This is a genomic window from Micromonospora sp. BL1, from assembly GCF_003667485.1.
Classification (GTDB): Bacteria; Actinomycetota; Actinomycetes; order Mycobacteriales; family Micromonosporaceae; genus Micromonospora; species Micromonospora tulbaghiae.
Genome location: NZ_RCVK01000229.1, coordinates 87,130 through 102,920, shown reverse-complemented (window position 1 = coordinate 102,920; position 15,791 = coordinate 87,130). Strand labels below are relative to the sequence as shown.

General features: G+C 73.1%; 15 protein-coding genes. 10 read left to right on the top strand and 5 right to left on the bottom strand.

What is annotated here, in order from left to right; genetic code table 11:
* The first annotated feature begins 165 nt into the window (after nt 1–165).
* Entirely contained in the window at nt 166–1,170 is a 1,005-nt protein-coding gene (locus EAD96_RS14470; RefSeq protein WP_121684629.1) for an ABC transporter ATP-binding protein, read from the top strand.
* Complete coding sequence (locus EAD96_RS14465; RefSeq protein WP_120571344.1) at nt 1,167–2,177, top strand: ABC transporter permease subunit; 1,011 nt, start codon at nt 1,167–1,169, stop codon at nt 2,175–2,177. The genes EAD96_RS14470 and EAD96_RS14465 overlap by 4 nt, the downstream gene beginning before the upstream one ends.
* A gap of 85 nt (nt 2,178–2,262) precedes the next feature.
* On the opposite strand, the gene EAD96_RS14460 is transcribed toward EAD96_RS14465, so the two are convergent.
* On the bottom strand, nt 2,263–3,468 hold the full coding sequence (locus EAD96_RS14460; RefSeq protein ID WP_121684628.1) for an ROK family transcriptional regulator: 1,206 nt from the start codon (nt 3,466–3,468) through the stop codon (nt 2,263–2,265).
* A 124-nt stretch (nt 3,469–3,592) separates the two neighbouring features.
* On the opposite strand from EAD96_RS14460, the gene EAD96_RS14455 reads away from it, so the two are divergent.
* The 4 genes from EAD96_RS14455 to EAD96_RS14440 all read left to right on the top strand — a co-directional run bounded on the left by EAD96_RS14455 (nt 3,593) and on the right by EAD96_RS14440 (nt 6,725).
* Complete coding sequence (locus tag EAD96_RS14455) at nt 3,593–5,047, top strand: glycoside hydrolase family 3 protein (protein ID WP_121684627.1); 1,455 nt, start codon at nt 3,593–3,595, stop codon at nt 5,045–5,047.
* Between the two features lie 121 nt (nt 5,048–5,168).
* Entirely contained in the window at nt 5,169–5,606 is a 438-nt protein-coding gene (locus EAD96_RS14450) for a hypothetical protein (protein ID WP_120571347.1), read from the top strand.
* A complete protein-coding gene (locus EAD96_RS14445; RefSeq protein WP_121684626.1) occupies nt 5,603–6,085 on the top strand; it encodes a thiol-disulfide oxidoreductase DCC family protein in 483 nt (160 codons plus the stop codon). Before EAD96_RS14450 ends, EAD96_RS14445 begins: the two co-directional genes overlap by 4 nt.
* Nucleotides 6,024–6,725, top strand: coding sequence for a TetR family transcriptional regulator (locus tag EAD96_RS14440; RefSeq protein ID WP_120571348.1), 702 nt, complete (start codon nt 6,024–6,026; stop codon nt 6,723–6,725). Before EAD96_RS14445 ends, EAD96_RS14440 begins: the two co-directional genes overlap by 62 nt.
* Nucleotides 6,726–6,907: 182 nt before the next feature.
* Here the strand turns inward: EAD96_RS14440 and EAD96_RS14435 are convergent, their stop codons facing one another.
* Nucleotides 6,908–7,573 (bottom strand): GNAT family N-acetyltransferase, encoded by a 666-nt coding sequence (locus EAD96_RS14435; protein WP_199733168.1) that lies wholly within the window; start codon nt 7,571–7,573, stop codon nt 6,908–6,910.
* A gap of 229 nt (nt 7,574–7,802) precedes the next feature.
* On the opposite strand from EAD96_RS14435, the gene EAD96_RS14430 reads away from it, so the two are divergent.
* Together EAD96_RS14430 and EAD96_RS14425 are read left to right on the top strand one after the other, a co-directional pair.
* On the top strand, nt 7,803–7,988 hold the full coding sequence (locus tag EAD96_RS14430; RefSeq protein ID WP_120573939.1) for a DNA repair protein: 186 nt from the start codon (nt 7,803–7,805) through the stop codon (nt 7,986–7,988).
* 108 nt (nt 7,989–8,096) lie between these two features.
* Entirely contained in the window at nt 8,097–8,615 is a 519-nt protein-coding gene (locus EAD96_RS14425) for a hypothetical protein (protein WP_121684624.1), read from the top strand.
* A 49-nt stretch (nt 8,616–8,664) separates the two neighbouring features.
* On the opposite strand, the gene EAD96_RS14420 is transcribed toward EAD96_RS14425, so the two are convergent.
* Nucleotides 8,665–9,402, bottom strand: a complete 738-nt coding sequence (locus tag EAD96_RS14420) for a Clp protease N-terminal domain-containing protein (RefSeq protein ID WP_121684623.1) — start codon at nt 9,400–9,402, stop codon at nt 8,665–8,667.
* Between the two features lie 64 nt (nt 9,403–9,466).
* On the opposite strand from EAD96_RS14420, the gene EAD96_RS14415 reads away from it, so the two are divergent.
* Nucleotides 9,467–11,176, top strand: a complete 1,710-nt coding sequence (locus EAD96_RS14415; protein ID WP_121684622.1) for a Na+/H+ antiporter — start codon at nt 9,467–9,469, stop codon at nt 11,174–11,176.
* A gap of 27 nt (nt 11,177–11,203) precedes the next feature.
* On the opposite strand, the gene EAD96_RS14410 is transcribed toward EAD96_RS14415, so the two are convergent.
* Nucleotides 11,204–13,858, bottom strand: coding sequence for a DUF4132 domain-containing protein (locus EAD96_RS14410; RefSeq protein WP_233585765.1), 2,655 nt, complete (start codon nt 13,856–13,858; stop codon nt 11,204–11,206).
* Nucleotides 13,859–14,167: a hypothetical protein gene (locus EAD96_RS14405; RefSeq protein ID WP_233585763.1), complete on the bottom strand. Its 309-nt coding sequence runs from the start codon at nt 14,165–14,167 to the stop codon at nt 13,859–13,861.
* A 112-nt stretch (nt 14,168–14,279) separates the two neighbouring features.
* On the opposite strand from EAD96_RS14405, the gene EAD96_RS14400 reads away from it, so the two are divergent.
* A complete protein-coding gene (locus EAD96_RS14400) occupies nt 14,280–15,776 on the top strand; it encodes a sigma-70 family RNA polymerase sigma factor (RefSeq protein WP_233585761.1) in 1,497 nt (498 codons plus the stop codon).
* The last annotated feature ends 15 nt before the right edge of the window (nt 15,777–15,791 follow it).

Below are 15,791 nucleotides of genomic sequence, written 5' to 3'. Positions count from 1 at the left end.
GCCCGGGGCGCCGGGGATCAGGTCACCAGTCACCGCTCCATCCAATCACGCACCCGGCCCGGCGCCCCCCACGGGCGGCGCCGCCGCCATAGGGTGGGGCGCCGTGTCGTTGGTCACCACTTCCGGAAGGACACCCATGCCCGACCGCTGCCGGAAGGCGCGCGGATGAGCGCGGTCATCGAGATCGCCGGCCTCCGCAAGACGTTCCACACGCTGCGCCAGGGGCGCCGGGTCGCCGTCGACGGCTTCGACATGCTGGTCGAGGCGGGCCAGGTGCACGGTTTCCTGGGGCCGAACGGGTCCGGGAAGACCACCACGCTGCGCGCGCTGCTGGGGCTGGTCCGGCCGGACTCCGGACGGATGCGCGTGCTGGGCGCCGAGTCACCCGAGCACCTGCCGGACGTGGCCGGCCGGGTCGGCGCGATCGTGGAGAGTCCGCAGTTCTTCGCCAACTTCACCGCCCACCGGACGCTGCGGCTGCTGGCGCTGGCCGGCGGCGTGCCGACCGCCCGGGTGGACGAGGTGCTGGAGCAGGTCGGGCTGCGCGACCGGGGCGACGAGCGGGTCAAGGGTTACTCGCTGGGCATGAAGCAGCGCCTCGCGGTCGCGTCGGCCCTGCTGAAGAACCCGGAGCTGCTGATCCTGGACGAGCCGGCGAACGGGCTGGACCCGGCCGGCATCCGGGAGATGCGTGACCTGACCCGGTCGCTGGCCGAGGCCGGGGTGACGGTGCTGCTGTCCAGTCACATCCTCGCCGAGATCCAGTTGATCTGTGACCACGTGACGATCGTCAGCCGGGGGCGGCGGGTCGCGTACGGGCCGGTGGAGGAGGTGCTGGCCGGTTTCGACCAGCACCAGTGGCGGGTCCGGGTGGCCGACCCGGAGCAGGCCGGGCAGTTGCTGGGCCGGGCCGGCCTGTCGGTGTCCGTCGCGCCGGACCACCTGGTGGTGACCGGCGTGCAGGATCCGGAGACGATCAGCCGGACGCTCGGCGAGCAGGGCATGTGGGTACGCGAGCTGGTCCCGCTGCGGCCGGACCTGGAGAGCGTCTTCCTGGAGCTGACCGGCGGCCACGAGCACGTGGCGGTGCCGCGACAGGTCGACGGCGCGCCGCCGAACGACGGTGTGATCGACCTCGACGTCCGGGAGAGCCGGGAGGTGGACGCGTGAACCTGGTCCGTGCCGAGCTGGAGCGGCTGGCCGCCCGGCGCTTCGTGCAGCTCATGGTGGTGCTGCTGGCTGCCGCCTTCGCGGTGACAGTGGTGACCACGCTCGCCGGTTCGCACCGGCCCGGCCCGGCGGAGCTGAGCCGGGCGCAGGCCCAGGCGGCGGAGAGCGTGCGCCAGATGGAGATGACGTACGACCGCTGCCTGCGGATCCGGGAGGGCTCGCTCCCGCCGGGCGAGAACGACTACCTGCCGCGCGACTGCGCCCAGATCGACCCGGCCCAGATCGAGGAGCTGCCGAGCGCGGCCGACTACCTCAGCGGCGTCTTCGTCTTCGCCAAGGAGGCCGAGCCGCTGCTCTACTTCCTGATCGCGTTCCTGACGCTGTTCGGGTTCCTGGTCGGCGCCTCGTACATCGGGGCCGACCTGAACTCGGGCGGGGTGGTCAACCTGCTGCTGTGGCGGCCACGGCGGCCCACTGTGCTCGCCGCGAAGCTGGGCACGCTGCTGGGCGGGCTGCTCGGCCTGTCGGTGCTGGCGTCGGCGGCGTATCTCGGGGCGTTCTGGTTGATCGGCCAGGCGTCCGGCCTGGTCGGGCGGACCGGCGGCGACTTCTGGCCGTCGCTGGCGGCGATCTGGGTACGCGGGCTGATGCTGGTGCTGCTCGCCGCGGCGCTCGGGTTCGCCGTCGCCACGCTGGGCCGGCACACGTCGGCGGCGCTCGGCACGGTGGCCGCGTACGTGGTGGTGTGGGAGCTGGGGGCGCGGCTGGTGTTCCAGATCCTGGAGGTCGGCCGGCCGGACCGGTACATGCTGTCCAGCTATCTGGCGGCCTGGCTGTCCGGTGAGGTGCGGCTGTGGGACAGCAACGCCTGCGGCCCGGGGATCTCCGGCTACTGCGACGGCTCGTACACGTTGACGTGGACGTCGGGCCTGGTGGTGCTGCTCGGGCTCACCGGTGCGCTGGTGGCCGCCGCGTTCACGGTGTTCCGCCGCCGCGACCTGATCTGACCGGAGCGACGCTCGGGCAACTCCTTGCGAACCCTGGCGCCATGATGAAGGATTCCTTCACATGGTGCCAGGGTGCACGACGTGGTCAGCCGACGGTCGAGCCGAACACCTCGTCGCGTACGGCGTCCAGCGCGGTACGCAGCGCGCCCCGCAAGATTGGCTCCTCGGTCAGCCCGGTGGTCACCACCCGGGGGCGCACGAGCGTGATCGCGGCGACCTCGTGCTGCACCCGCTCGGCCAGCGCCGCCCCGCCCGCCTGCCCGACCGCGCCGGCGAGCACCACGAGCGGCGGGTCCAGCACCACGCAGGTGCTCGCCACACCGAGCGCCAGCCGCCGGGCCAGCTCGTCGAGCATCGGCCCGCCCGCGGTGCCGGCCGCGATCGCCGCGCGTACCACCTCGGCCGCCCGGGCCGCCGCGACGCCCTGCTCGGCCGCCTCCGGGCTGGCGAAACCGTGCTCGGCGGCCACCGCGCGCACCGCTTCGGCGCCGACGAGCTGCTGGAACGCCGGCTTGGCCCGCTTGGACACGTCGCGCGGGATGGGCGCACCGGGCACCGGCAGGTAGCCGATCTCCCCCGCCGCGCCGCTGCTGCCGTGGTGCAGCCGGCCGCCCAGCATGATCGCCAGGCCGACGCCCGCGTCCACCCAGACCAGCACGAAGTCGGCAGTGCCACGGGCCGCGCCGGACTGCGCCTCGGCCACTGCGGCGAGGTTCACGTCGTTCTCGAACACGACCGGGGTGTCCAGGTCCTCGCGCAGCGCGGCGAGCAGGCCGCTGTGCCAGCGGGGCAGGTTGAACGCGAACGTGATGTCGCCGGTCTGCGGGTCGACCAGACCCGGGGTGCCGAGCACGACGCGCCGGACGGCGGACAGCTCCGCCCCGGCGCTGCTGGCCGCCTGGACCACGGCGTTGTGCACCACGCCGACCGGGTCGTCGGTGTCCCTGGTGGACTGCTCGACCCGGCCCGCCACGGTGCCGGTGATGTCGGCGCAGGCGGCCACCACCCGCTCCGCGCCCACCTCCACGCCCACCACGTACGCGCTGCCCGGCCGGACGGCGTAGAGCTGGGCGTTCGGGCCCCGCCCGCCGGCCTGCTCGCCGACCCGGGCGACCAGGCCACGCTCCTCCAGCCGCTCGACGAGCTGGGACGCGGTGACCTTGGACAGCCCGGTCAGCTCACCGATCCGGGCCCGGGTCAGCGGGCCGCGTTCGAGCAGCAGCTCCAGCGCCGCACGATCGTTGAGCGCCCGCAGGAGTCGGGGGGTGCCGGGCAGCCGGGTCGCACTCATGCCAACGTCCTCAATTTTCAGTAAAGTTTTCTAACCACAAAACGCCTGCCGAGGGGTGCCCGTTAGCGTATCGGCCACCCCCATCCGCAGAGGTCGGACGACCCGGCAGGGAAAGGGGATACTCGTGGGTCTGGATCCAGGACTGCGCCGGCTCGCGCTGGGCACGCTGCTGGCCGCGTACCCGGGACCGGTCCCGCCGGACTGGGCGGTCGACCTGCTCGCCGACGGGCTCGCCGGGCACACCCTGTTCGGCACCAACATCCACGACCCGGCCCAGGTGGCCGCGTCCACCGCGGCGCTGCGCGCCGGCCGCCCCGACGTGATCGTCGCGATCGACGAGGAGGGCGGCGACGTCACCCGGCTGGCGCACGCCACCGGCAGCCCGTACCCCGGAAACGCCGCGCTCGGCGCGGTGGACGACCCCGACCTCACCCGCCAGGTGTACGCGGCGATCGGCGCGGAGCTGGCCGCGCTCGGCATCACCGTCGACCTCGCCCCCACTGTCGACGTGAACACCGCCGACGAGAACCCGGTGATCGGCACCCGCTCGTTCGGGGCGGACCCGAAGCGGGTCGCCCTCCACTCGGCCGCAGCCGTCGCCGGCCTCCAGTCGACCGGCGTGGCCGCCTGCGCCAAGCACTTCCCTGGGCACGGCGCCACGGTCGCCGACTCCCACCACGAGCTGCCCACCGTCGACGTGCCGCCGGCGGTCCTGCGGGACCGCGACCTGCCGCCGTTCGCCGCCGTGGTCGACGCGGGCGTCCGCGCGGTGATGACCGCGCACATCCGGGTGCCGGCGCTGACCGGCGACGGTCCGGCCACGTTCAGCCGCGCGGTCCTGCACGACCTGCTGCGCGTCGAGTACGGCTTCACCGGCGCGGTCATCACCGACGCGCTGGAGATGAAGGGCGCCGTGCTCGCCGCCGGCGGGGTCGGCGCGGGCGCGGTCCGGGCCCTGGCCGCCGGCGCGGACCTGCTCTGCATCGGCGCCCGGGTCGACGCCGAGCTGGTCGAGTCGGTCGCCGCCGAGATCGTCGCGGCCATCGGTGACGGCCGGCTGGCGCGCGCCCGGGTCGAGGAGGCCGCCGGACGGACCGCCGCGCTCGCCGCCGCCACCGGCTCCGCCGACGCCCCGCCGCCGGCCGTCGACGGCCTCGGCTACGCCGCCGCGCTGCGGGCGGTACGCGTCGAGGGCGACCTCACCGGCGACTCCGCGCCCCTGGTGGTGCAGGTGCACGCCACCTCCACCATCGCCGAGGGGCGGGTGCCCTGGGGGCTCGGTCCGCACCTGACCACCGGCGTCGAGCAGACGCGTGCCGTGGCGGGCGAGACGGACCCGGAGCAGTTGCGGCGGCTCGCCGGGGACCGGCCGGTCGTGCTGGTCGGCCGGCACCTGCACCGGCTGCCCGGCGCGCGCGAGCTGGTCGAGGCGCTGGCCGTCACGCACCGCGTCGTCGTGGTCGAGATGGGCTGGCCGGGCGCCTGGCGGCCGGCGGGCGCGCGCGCCTTCGTCGCGACCCACGGCGCCAGCCACGCCAACGGCCGGGCCGCCGCCGAGGTGCTCGGCCTGACCGCCTGACCCACTCACCTACCCGGCCCGCCGCCCGGACGGGCAGCGGGCCGCCCTCTTGAACGTGTTCAAATTCTGTCGTACGCTCATGGCGCCCAGGATTTGAACACGTTCAAGAGAGGCGACGGGGATGGACGTGAAGGTCTGGATGTACCTGGCCTACCTGACGGTGAGCATCGGCCTCACCATCTGGGTGGCGCGGGCGCTGTCCCGCAACGGGCTGGTGTTCCTGCAGGACGTGTTCGCCGACAGCCGGTTGGCCGAGGCGGTCAACAGCCTGCTGGTGGTCGGCTTCTACCTGCTCAACCTCGGCTACGTCACGGTGGCGATGAAGGAGTCCGGCCCGGTCGGCGACACCAGCCAGGCGCTGGAGCAGCTCTCCATGAAGGTGGGATTCGTCCTGCTGGTGCTGGGCGCGCTGCACTTCTTCAACGTCTTCGCGCTCGGCCGCTACCGGCGCGGCCGCCTGCGCCAGCAGGCCCTCCACCCGCCGCTGCCGCCGGTCCGGATGCTCCCGCCGCAGGGCGGGCCCGTACCGGCGGCGGGCCCGAACCCGCCGGCCCGGTGACGTCCGCCGCGGGCGGGCACCAGCAGGATCCCACCGGGCACGGGGCCGGTGGGATCCGCGGGTTCACCGTCCTGTTCGACGCGGACTGCCCGATGTGCCGGGCCGCCCGGCGCTGGCTCGCCTCGCGCGTCCAGCTCGTACCGCTGGAGTTCGTGCCGGCCGGGTCCGCCGAGGCCCGGCGGCGCTTCCCCGGGCTCGACCACGACGCCACACTGCGCGACCTGACCGTGGTGGCCGACACCGGTGCGGTCTACCGCGGCGACGGCGCCTGGTTCGCCTGCCTCTGGGCGCTCGCCGAACATCGCGGCACGGCCGAGCGGCTGGCCCGCCCGCACCTGCTGCCGCTGGCCCGGCGGGTGGTGGCGGCGGCCTCCGCGGTCCGCGAACGGATCCGGGAACCGGGATACGGTGACGACGATGACCGAGCAGAGTGCGCCGACGACCGCTGCGGGTGGGCAGGGGTCGACGGCCCGGGGTGAGCAGACCCGCCAGCTGATCCTCGACACCGCGATGCGGCTGTTCCGCGAGCGCGGATACGCGCGGACGACGATGCGCGCCGTCGCCCAGGAGGCGGGCGTGGCGGTGGGCAACGCCTACTACTACTTCGGCTCCAAGGAACACCTGGTCCAGGAGTTCTACGCGGGCACCCAGCGCGAGCACCGGGAGGCGGCCGCGCCGGTGCTCGCCCGGGAGCGGGACTTCGGCCCGCGACTGGCCGGGGTGCTGCACGCGGGCATCGACGTGCTGAGCCCGTACCACGCGTTCGCGGGCGCCTTCTTCAAGACGGCGGCCGAGCCGACCTCACCGCTCAGCCCGTTCTCCGCCGAGTCGTCGGCGCCCCGGGACATGTCGATCGCGCTGTTCCGCGAGGCGCTGACCGGGTCCACAGTCAAGCTCGACGACGAGCTGCGCGAGGCTCTGCCCGAGCTGCTCTGGCTCGGCTACATGGGTGTGGTGCTCTACTGGGTGCACGACCGCTCGGAGGGGCAGGTCAAGACCCGGCAGCTCATCGACGGCGTGGTGCCGCTCGTGGACCGGCTGGTGGGGCTGTCCCGGTTGCGCGTGCTGCGGCCGGTCACCCGACAGGCACTCGCCCTGATCCACACGCTGCGTCACTGATCCCACCGACGCGACGGCAAGCGATTCCGCAGGTGAGAGTCCGTAACCGGACAGCAACGCACCCCTTGCTCCCGACGGGAACTGACACATAGCGTTACCGATGTCGGGCCTGGGGGGAGAGCTGCGGACCGTGGATCCGGCCCGGGATCCACGGTCCGCGCCGGGCTCGGCCAGCGGGCGGGTCAGCGGGGGAAGACGCCGAACGCGGTGAAGCCGCGCTCCGGGAACCCGGCCGCCTCGGCCACCCGGGCCGACGCGGCGTTGCCCGGGTCGTGCAGGTAGGTGGGGATCGCCCCCTCGTCCAGCACCCGGCGGGCCGCCTGCGCGACCAGCCGCCGGGCCAGGCCGCGCCCACGCGCCGTCGGCACCGTGCCCACCGCCAGCTCGTGCCCGTACGCGTCGTGCCGCTTGATCCCCACGCCGGCCCGGTACGCGCCGTCGGCGCCCCGCACCACGAGCACCTCCCGGTCGAACAGCCGCAGCCACGGCGGCAGCCCGGGCAGCGTGGGCGGCACCCACTCCCCCACCTCGGGCAGCGGCGCCGGGTCGGTGCACCAGCGGAAGACCGAGGTGTGCGCGACGAACTCGGGCATGCCGACAGTGACCGGCAGGTCGGACAGCCACTCCCCGAGCGGCCGGTCGCGTACCAGCGTCCGGACCGCCTCCACCCGGTCGGCGGCCACCGAGAGGACGGTGCTGCCGCCCGCGGTCACCGCGACGGCCGGGCGCAGCCGCCCGTCCCAGGCCGGGCGGGCGCGGCGATAGGACCGGACCACGTGCAGCCCGGGGCCCGCCGGCCACTGCCCCAACCAGGTCGCCAGATGAAGGAAGACCCGCCGGTCGAGCACGTGATCATGGTACGCCGGGACGCCGCACCCGTGCCCGCGGAATTCGCCGATCGCGGCGCGGTTGAGACGCGCGGCAGGTGGGTAGAGGGTCGGCACGCCAGCGACGGACGCCGATTCCTGGTCCCGCCACCGGCCGCAGGAAACCCGGCGCTTCGCGGAACCGAAGGCATCGCCCCTGCGTCATATTCATTTCCATACATGGACAAGTTTCTCTGGGACGGTAGTGGTCATGCCTCACGAACCGAATGACCGATTCCAGCAGGACGCGGAGCGCGGCTGGCGGGCCGCCGCGGACGCCCGACGGTTCCCGGCGCAGCCGGCGTACCGCGAGGCCCGCGACCGAGGGCTCTCCTGGGCCGAACTGAACGCGCAACCGGCCGGTGCCGCCGCCTGGCGTGGCCTCTCACCCCTCTAGGAACGCGGGCGGCGACACACCGGCCGGGCGCGCGTACCGGCCTTCGCACACCTGTGCGGTAGCGTCTTGTGGTCCGATTTCCGGCCTACGACAGGAGAAGCTCCGCGCATGGGCAAGAAGACGATCCAGGTCTCCGACTTCACCGGTCAGGTGCTCAGCCCCGACGACGAGGTGGTCAAGGTCGTCGTCCTGGAGCACCCGGACCTGGTCGCCGGGCCCGTGCAGCTGGACGCCACCCCGGTCGACGTGGAGAGCATCGACGACGCGGCGCTCGACGTCGCGGTGGTGGAGATCCACGACCGGCACGGTCACGGTGAGCCGCGCCGGGTGGTGCTGACCGCCAGCGAGTTCGACTCGATGGCGACCGACGTGCCGATGGCGCAGCTGCTGCGTACCGCCGAGCGGGTCAAGCCGCCCAAGGCCCGCCGCGCCACCGAGAAGATCGACTACGGCACCATCGAGCACGCCGGGCGCCCGCACCGCGGCCGGGTCACCGAGGAGGAGGCCCGGCTGGTCCGGGAGCACCTCGACGAGGTGAACAAGCGCCTCGCCGACGCCGGCATCCGCCAGGTCGACCCGGCCGACCCGGAGCACGCCGCCCGGTACGGCTTCCCCGTCGCCGGCTGAACACCCGCACACCGGGCACGCGCCCCCGTGACGCGTGCCCGGCGCGGTGTCAGGCCCCTTTCCGGGCGATCTCGGCGAGCGTCGCCTCGAACGCCGACTCCAGTTCGGACTTCTCCAGGCCGAGCCCGCGCAGCACCCCGTCGTCGCCCTCCTCCTCCAGCAGGGCGAGCAGGATGTGCTCCGTACCGATGTAGTTGTGCCCCATCCGCAGCGCCTCCCGGAACGTCAGCTCCAGGACCTTCTTGGCCCGCGCGTCGTAGGGGATCAGGTCCGGGACCTGGCCGGCCTTCGCCGGCAGCGTCGCGGTGACGACCTCCCGCAGCCGTTCCAGGGGTACGCCCCGAGCCGCGATCGCCGCGGCCGCGAGCCCTTCCGGCTCGGCGAGCAGCCCGAGCGCGACGTGTCCCGGCGTGATCTCGGCGTTGCCCGCCGCCCGCGCCTCCTCCTGCGAGGCCAGCACCACGTTGCGGGCGCGCGGGGTGAACCGGCCGAACCCCGAGTTCGGGTCGAGCGCGGCGGCGGTCTCCGCCTTGGCGGCGGAGCGCTTCTGGGCGGCCTGCTTGGTCACGCCCATGCTGCGGCCGATCTCCGTCCACGAGGCGCCGGAGCGGCGCGCCTGGTCGACGAAGTGCCCGATCAGGTGGTCGGCGACGTCGCCCAGGTGGTCGGCGACGAGGACCGCGTCGGCCAGTTGGTCGAGCGCATCGGTGTGTGCCTTCTTGATGCCGTCGATGAGGTCGTCGAGGCGTACCGGATGGGTCATCTTGAGCGGTTCGGTCTCCTCCATGCGTCAACCATAGGTTGACGTTTCCGACCCGTCAACCCTCGGTTGACGGCACCGTCAGCGCGCGATGATCTCGGCCCCGGTACTGTCGGTCGGGGTGAGCACCCATTCGACACTGCTGTTCGTGCTCGCCGCCGTCGCGGTCGTCATCGCCGTGCGGTGGGTCGCGTCCCGTACCGGTCTGCCGGCGGCGGCACTCCTGCCGCTCATCGGCATCGCGTACGCGCTGCTCCCCGGCCCCAACATCGGCCTCGACCCCGAGCTGGTGCTCATGGTCGTGCTGCCGCCGCTGCTCTACAGCGCCGCGCTGGACTCGTCCCTGCTGGACATCCGCCGCAACCTGCGGATCGTGGTCAGCCTCTCCGTGGTGCTGGTGCTCCTCACCGGACTGCTCGTGGGCGTCGGGTTCCACCTGTTCGTCGCCGGCGCGACGCTGGCCGCAGGCATCGCGGTCGGCGCCGCCGTCGCCCCGCCCGACCCGGTCGCCGCCCTGGCCGTGGGCCGGCGGGTCAACCTGCCGCCGAAGATGGTCACGATCATCCAGGGCGAGGGACTGCTGAACGACGCCACCGCGCTGACCATGCTCAGCGTCGCCGTGGCCGCCGCCGTGGGCGGCGAGTTCTCGTTCCACGCCGCGATCGGGCAGTTCGTGCTGGCCGCCGCCGGCGGGATCGCGGTGGGCGTGGTCGTCGCCCGGGCGAAACGACTGGTCCGGCCGCTCACCGCGGACCCGCTGCTGTCGAACGCGATCTCGCTCGCGACACCGTTCGTGGCGTACCTGCTGGGCGAGGCGCTGCACGTCTCCGGTGTGCTGGCGGTGGTGGTCGCCGGCCTGATCGTCGGCCACCAGACGCCGGAGTTCGGGTCCGGCGCCGCCCGCCTCCAGACCAACGCCGTGTGGCGGCTCGTCGACTTCCTCCTCGAAGGCTTCGTCTTCCTGCTGATCGGCCAGCAGCTCCCCGCCGTCATGCGGGGCCTGCGCCAGTACGACACGTCGACCATCGTCATCGCCGTCGCCGTGTCGGTCGGCGTGGTGCTGCTCCTGCGCCCGGCCTGGCTGATCCTGACCCAGTGGCTCCCCCGGTCGCTGCACACCCGGCTCGGTGGCGTCGCCGAGCAGGACGACACCGACGAGCCGGACGCCGCGCGGCGGCTCGGCGGCGTCGACCGCAACGCCCGCGGGCTGACCTCCCGCGAGGTGGTGGCGCTGAGCTGGTCCGGTACGCGTGGTGTGATCAGCCTGGCCGCGATCTTCACGCTGCCGCTGACCACCCGCAGCGGCGACCCCTTCCCCGATCGTGACCTGCTGCTGTTCTGCACCTTCGTGGTCGTCCTGGTGACGCTGGTCGGGCAGGGCCTGACGTTCGCGCCGCTCGTGCGGATGCTCGGCCTGCGCGCCAACGAGGCCGACCAGGCCCGGGTACGCAACGAGGCCCGCTCGGCCGCTGTGGAGGCCGCGCTCGCCCGCCTCGACACCGTCGTCGCCGAGGAGCCGGACAGCAGGGTCGCCGTCGACACCTCGCGGACCCAGTTGCAGACCCGGCTGGCCCGCTACCGGGGACGGCTCGACCTCATCCAGCAGAGCGGCTCGTCGGAGCTGCCCACCTCACCGGAGTACGAGACGGCGCTGCGGGTCCGCCGGACCGTCCTCGAAGCACAGCGCGAGGAGTTGCTGCGGTGGCGCGACTCCGGCCGGCTGCCGGACGAGGAGCTGCGGGTGCTGGAACGCGAACTCGACCACGAGGAGCTGTTGCTGCCGAAGCGGGCGCCGGGCTGACCCTGGGCCCGGCGCCCGCCGGCCGCCTCACAGCTGGCGCAGGATCACCGGATCCTTGATCTTCTTGTCGCCGGCCAGCAGCAACGCCTTGCTGATGATCTCGGCGAGCCGGCTGTCACCCTCGAAGGGCAGGTACATCTCCGGCTCCTTCGCCTTCGCCGAGTCCGGGATGATGCACAGGTACCGCTCGTCCGGTGCGATCAGGATGTTGCCCGAGCCGCAGTGGATGCGGTACGTGTGCAGGTCGCCGCGTACCTCCAGGAACCTGTCGGTGAGCGTGCAGCGACCGGCGATCGCCAGCCGGGGGATCAGGTCGGCCAGCACGTCCCGGCGCGTCCGGCCGGTCGAGGTCAGCTCGCCGAAGCTGCTCTGCGCCCAGTAGTCGCGATGCCGGCCCTGCGGCCCACCGTCGTACCAGTTCGGGTCGGCGCCCACCCCGGCCGCGGCCACGAACAGGTCGACGTCGCGCATCACCTCGCTCAGCACGACCGGCGGCACCTCCGCCAGCGGAACCGGCAGGCGCTCCCCCCGGATGAAGAACAGCTGGTCGGTCCCCATCGTGTCGAACACGAGGTCGTCGCCCCGGTCCTCGATCCCGGCGACACCCAGTTCGGCGCGCAGCCCCCAGTCCGGGAGGGCCAGCCAGGGCAGGTCGTACGAGGCCCCGTCGTTGCGGTGCTGGACGTACGACCAGCCGCGCCGGGACAACAGCGCGTTGAGCCGGTGCTGACGCACGATGTGCGCGGCGAACCGGTTGGAGTACATGCCCGTGGCCCGCTCCGCGTCGGTGAGCAGGTACTGCTCCCGGTGCGCCTGCTTGAACGGCTGGGTGATCGCGTGCCGGGTCAGGAAGTCCCGCCACGGCCCCACCACGTCGGGGTCGAGCACCGGATGCCACAGCCGGACCGTCGCCTCGTCGGCCGGCTCGACCACTGTGTCGTCCACTGTTCGCAGCGCCTCACCGGCCCAGCAGCAGGCCACGCCGTCGACGGTCCAGATGAGACGCCGGGCCAGCGTACGGGCCAGCGGATGGTCCAGGAACCGCTCGCGCCACTGCTCGACGGTCCACGAACGGTCGCGCCGCAGGAGCCCTTCCAGCCGGTCGCGGGTGGCGACGAGCGTGGCGGCGACGTCGACGACAGTCGCCTTCAGCTCCTTCACCTCGTCGCCGTGATCCCTGCGCACCTGCGCCGGAGGCGTCTTGACCACCTTGCCGTCCGCGTTGCGCCACACCACTACGGCGTCGACACCGCGCACCTCCAGCTCGTACGAGCAGTCGCCCAGCTTGTCCGCGAGCGGCAGCCCGAAGCCGGGCAGGGCCATCTCCTCGACGTCCTCCCGGCTGACGCCGCGCGCCTCGGCGTGCCGGGTCAGCCCCTTCTCCACCAGGCGCAGGGTGCTCTTGTAGGTCAGCCGCGAGGACAGCCGGGCCAGCTGGGCGAGCGCGGCCGGGTGATCGGTGTCGACGAGCGCCGCCACAGCGACGTTCGCCAGTTTCGGGCTCGCCGGGCCGTGGCCGGAGATCTTGCGGGCGGCCCGTTCCGCGATCTGGCCGAGGCTGCGCAGGGCCTCTTCGGAAGGCGGGCACATCGTCCGCATCCAGATCAGTCCCCACAGCAGCCCGACGTTGTAGCGGTCGATCATCCGTGGTGGCATGTCCTTGATGTGGCCGGCGCAGCATGTGGTCATGCGCAGCGGCAGGCTGCGCGCCTGCCCGACGAGCGGGAGCCAGTCGTCGAGCCGGGCGGTGAAATCGTCGACGCCCACCGCGTCGAGCAGCGACCGGGCCTGCTTGCGCCAACCGGCCGTCGGCTTCGCCTTGTCCACCTCGACCGGACAGTGCGCCAGCAGCGCCTCCCACGCGGACCGGCGATCCGCCGGCATCGCCTCGATGTCCGCGACGGCGCGGTCGGCCCACTGCTCACCGACGTTGGGGATCGGCCACATCCGGTCGGCCTCGTCGCTGATGTCGCTCAGCGAACGTTCGAGCCGGGTCCGGCGCCAGGTCGCCAGCGCCGCCGGATGCGTACGCCCGGCCGCCGCCGTCGCCTTGATGGACTCCCAGGTGAAGCCCTGGAGCTGCGAGCTCCAGTAACCGAATCCCAGCCAGGCCTGACCACCGAGCCGATCGAGCCAGACGGCGCCGTCGAGCCCGCCGCCGGAGCGCGCGGCACGGATCAGCTTGCCCCTGCCGTCGCTCTTCTCCCCCGGCACCGTGAGCGCGTCGAACACCACCTGCCGCACCGGCGCCGGTTGTGCGGCAAGGAGTTCTGTCGTCCGGCGCCACGCCTCGCCCCGGGCCCGGTCCCACGGCTTCTCGTGCTGGTACGGCAGGTCCGGCAGACTGTCGATCAGGGTGGAGGCGGCAGCGACCCGCCTGTCGTGATCCGCGTCGTCGCCGGTCAGGTCGGCCACGGCGGCGGCGACCGACTCGACCTTCCGGGTGGCCTCCGGCAGCAGCTCGACCAACGGCGCAGCGAGATCGTAGGGCCCGTGCGGATCTTTGAGCGCAGCGAGCAGCGACGGAGCCGTCCCCGCCGGCGCCCAGCCGCACACCGCCACCACCCGGTCGACGAATTCCTGCTTGCCGGTCTCGTTGAGGTTCTCGGCGCTCGGGCCCCACCACTTCTTGGCGGTGGCGGCCACATCGCGCAGGGCCGACTCGGGGTCGTACGTCGTCATTCAGCCACCCACCAGCGGGACGAGCTTGAGGAAGGTGACGCAGGATCCCGCGTGCAGGCGGACCTTCTCGTCCAGGGCGGTGACCTGGCGGTCGTCGACGAGCACCACGAAGGCGTTGCGGCCGAAGGCGTCGAGCGTCGTCCGGGTGCGCTCCTCCGGATCGGCGTCCACGCCGGACGCGGCGATCTCCAGGAACACCCGGCGGCGGATCAGCTCGTCGAGACGTACCTCGTCCTCGAAGACCTTCATGGTCCACACCGGCCCGCTCGGCGCCCCGGTCACTTCATCGGCGATTGTGATCATCGGCATGGCGGAGAAGATAGCGCTCTCCTCCGACAGCGCACGCATTTGTGTGACCTGAGCGCGTATCGGACAGTCTCCACGGTGTACGAGATCGTTCCGTGAAGGCGAGGTTGTGAGCGTGTCCTATCACGCGTACCCGAGCAGGGCCGGCATGTCGGCGGTGGTGGACGCGGCTCGCCGCGGCGACCGGGCGGCGATGGACGAGCTGGTCTCGCACTGTCTGCCGCTGGTCTACAACATCGTGGGCCGGGCGCTGAACCGGTCGGCCGACGTCGACGACGTGGTGCAGAACACGATGCTGAACGTCGTACGCGGGCTGGCGGGCGTACGCGAGCCGCAGCTTTTCCGGTCGTGGCTGGTCGCCGTCACCATGAACGAGATCCGCACCCACACGCAGCGCCGGCACACCACACCGGCGCCGCCGGAGGACATCGACAACGTGATCGACCCGCGCGCGGACTTCGAGGACCTGACCCTGACCCAGCTCCGCCTCTCCGACCAGCGCCGGGAGGTCGTCCTGGCCACACGCTGGCTGGACGACGACCACCGTCACCTGCTGTCGCTCTGGTGGCTGGTCGAGGCCGGCCACCTCACCCGCGCCGATCTGGTCGACGCCCTGAACCTGGCGCCGCACCACGTGACCGTCCGGGTGTCCCGGATGAAGGCGCAACTGGACACCGCCCGGCTGGTGGTGCGGGCGCTCACCGCCCGGCCCGGTTGCGCCGCCCTGGCCGACACGGCCGCCGGCTGGGACCGTCAGCCGGCGCCGGTGTGGCGCAAGCGGTTCGCCCGGCACGTCCGGGACTGCCCGCACTGCCCGGACGCGACGAACGACCTGGTACCCGCCGAGCGGCTGCTGGCCGGCCTGGCGCTCACGCCACCCCCGGCCGCACTCGCCTCGGACGTCACCCACACGATGCACACCGTCGCCGGCTCGCAGGCCGCCTCGCCCGGCCTCCACGCCGTGACCGCCGGAGCGCGGTCGGGGCTCTCGTTGTCCAAGGTCCTGGTCGGCGTCGTCGCCGCCGTCGCGGTGGCCGGAGGTGGCGCGCTCGTCCTCGCCAACTACAACAGCGAGCCGAAGACGCAGCCGGCGAGTGCGGCAGCCGCGCAGCCCTCGGCCGCGACCGCCGCACCGGCGCTCACGCCCTCGCCGACCGCGGTGGAGCCGTCCCCGACCGCTGCCCGCCCGAGCCCCACCCCCAGCAGGTCGGCGAAGCCCAGCAAGTCGCCCAAGCCGACCCCGTCGTCGTCGCCCTCCAGGTCCGCCGCCACGTCCACCGGCCTGTCCGCAGCGGAACGCCGGCTGCTGGTGCTGCTCAACGAGCGGCGTCGCGCGCTCGGGCTGACCGAGGTCAAGCTCGGCGCGGCGCAGCACCGCGAGGCGGAGTCCTGCGTACGGCAGAACCTGAACGCCGGCAGCGGGTTGAAGCACTGCGGGCACGAGGTGCTGTTCGCCTCGTCGGGCAACTCCTCGCCGGAGCAGATGATCGAGGCCTGGTTCAACAGCCCCGGGCACAAGACGGCGCTGACGTACGCCAGTTCCCGCTTCGCCGGCCCGGCGATCGTCTTCAACGGCAGCCGCCAGGTCGCCGCCATCAACATCGACTACTGAGGGCGGGCTCGGACC

Coding starts and splice junctions, on each gene's coding strand:
- EAD96_RS14470 (WP_121684629.1), top strand. CDS start 166: ATGAGCGCGGTCATCGAGATCGCCGGCCTCCGCAAGACGTTCCACACG.
- EAD96_RS14460 (WP_121684628.1), bottom strand. CDS start 3,468: ATGAGTGCGACCCGGCTGCCCGGCACCCCCCGACTCCTGCGGGCGCTC.
- EAD96_RS14450 (WP_120571347.1), top strand. CDS start 5,169: ATGGACGTGAAGGTCTGGATGTACCTGGCCTACCTGACGGTGAGCATC.
- EAD96_RS14440 (WP_120571348.1), top strand. CDS start 6,024: ATGACCGAGCAGAGTGCGCCGACGACCGCTGCGGGTGGGCAGGGGTCG.
- EAD96_RS14430 (WP_120573939.1), top strand. CDS start 7,803: ATGCCTCACGAACCGAATGACCGATTCCAGCAGGACGCGGAGCGCGGC.
- EAD96_RS14425 (WP_121684624.1), top strand. CDS start 8,097: ATGGGCAAGAAGACGATCCAGGTCTCCGACTTCACCGGTCAGGTGCTC.
- EAD96_RS14420 (WP_121684623.1), bottom strand. CDS start 9,402: ATGGAGGAGACCGAACCGCTCAAGATGACCCATCCGGTACGCCTCGAC.
- EAD96_RS14415 (WP_121684622.1), top strand. CDS start 9,467: ATGATCTCGGCCCCGGTACTGTCGGTCGGGGTGAGCACCCATTCGACA.
- EAD96_RS14410 (WP_233585765.1), bottom strand. CDS start 13,858: ATGACGACGTACGACCCCGAGTCGGCCCTGCGCGATGTGGCCGCCACC.
- EAD96_RS14405 (WP_233585763.1), bottom strand. CDS start 14,167: ATGCCGATGATCACAATCGCCGATGAAGTGACCGGGGCGCCGAGCGGG.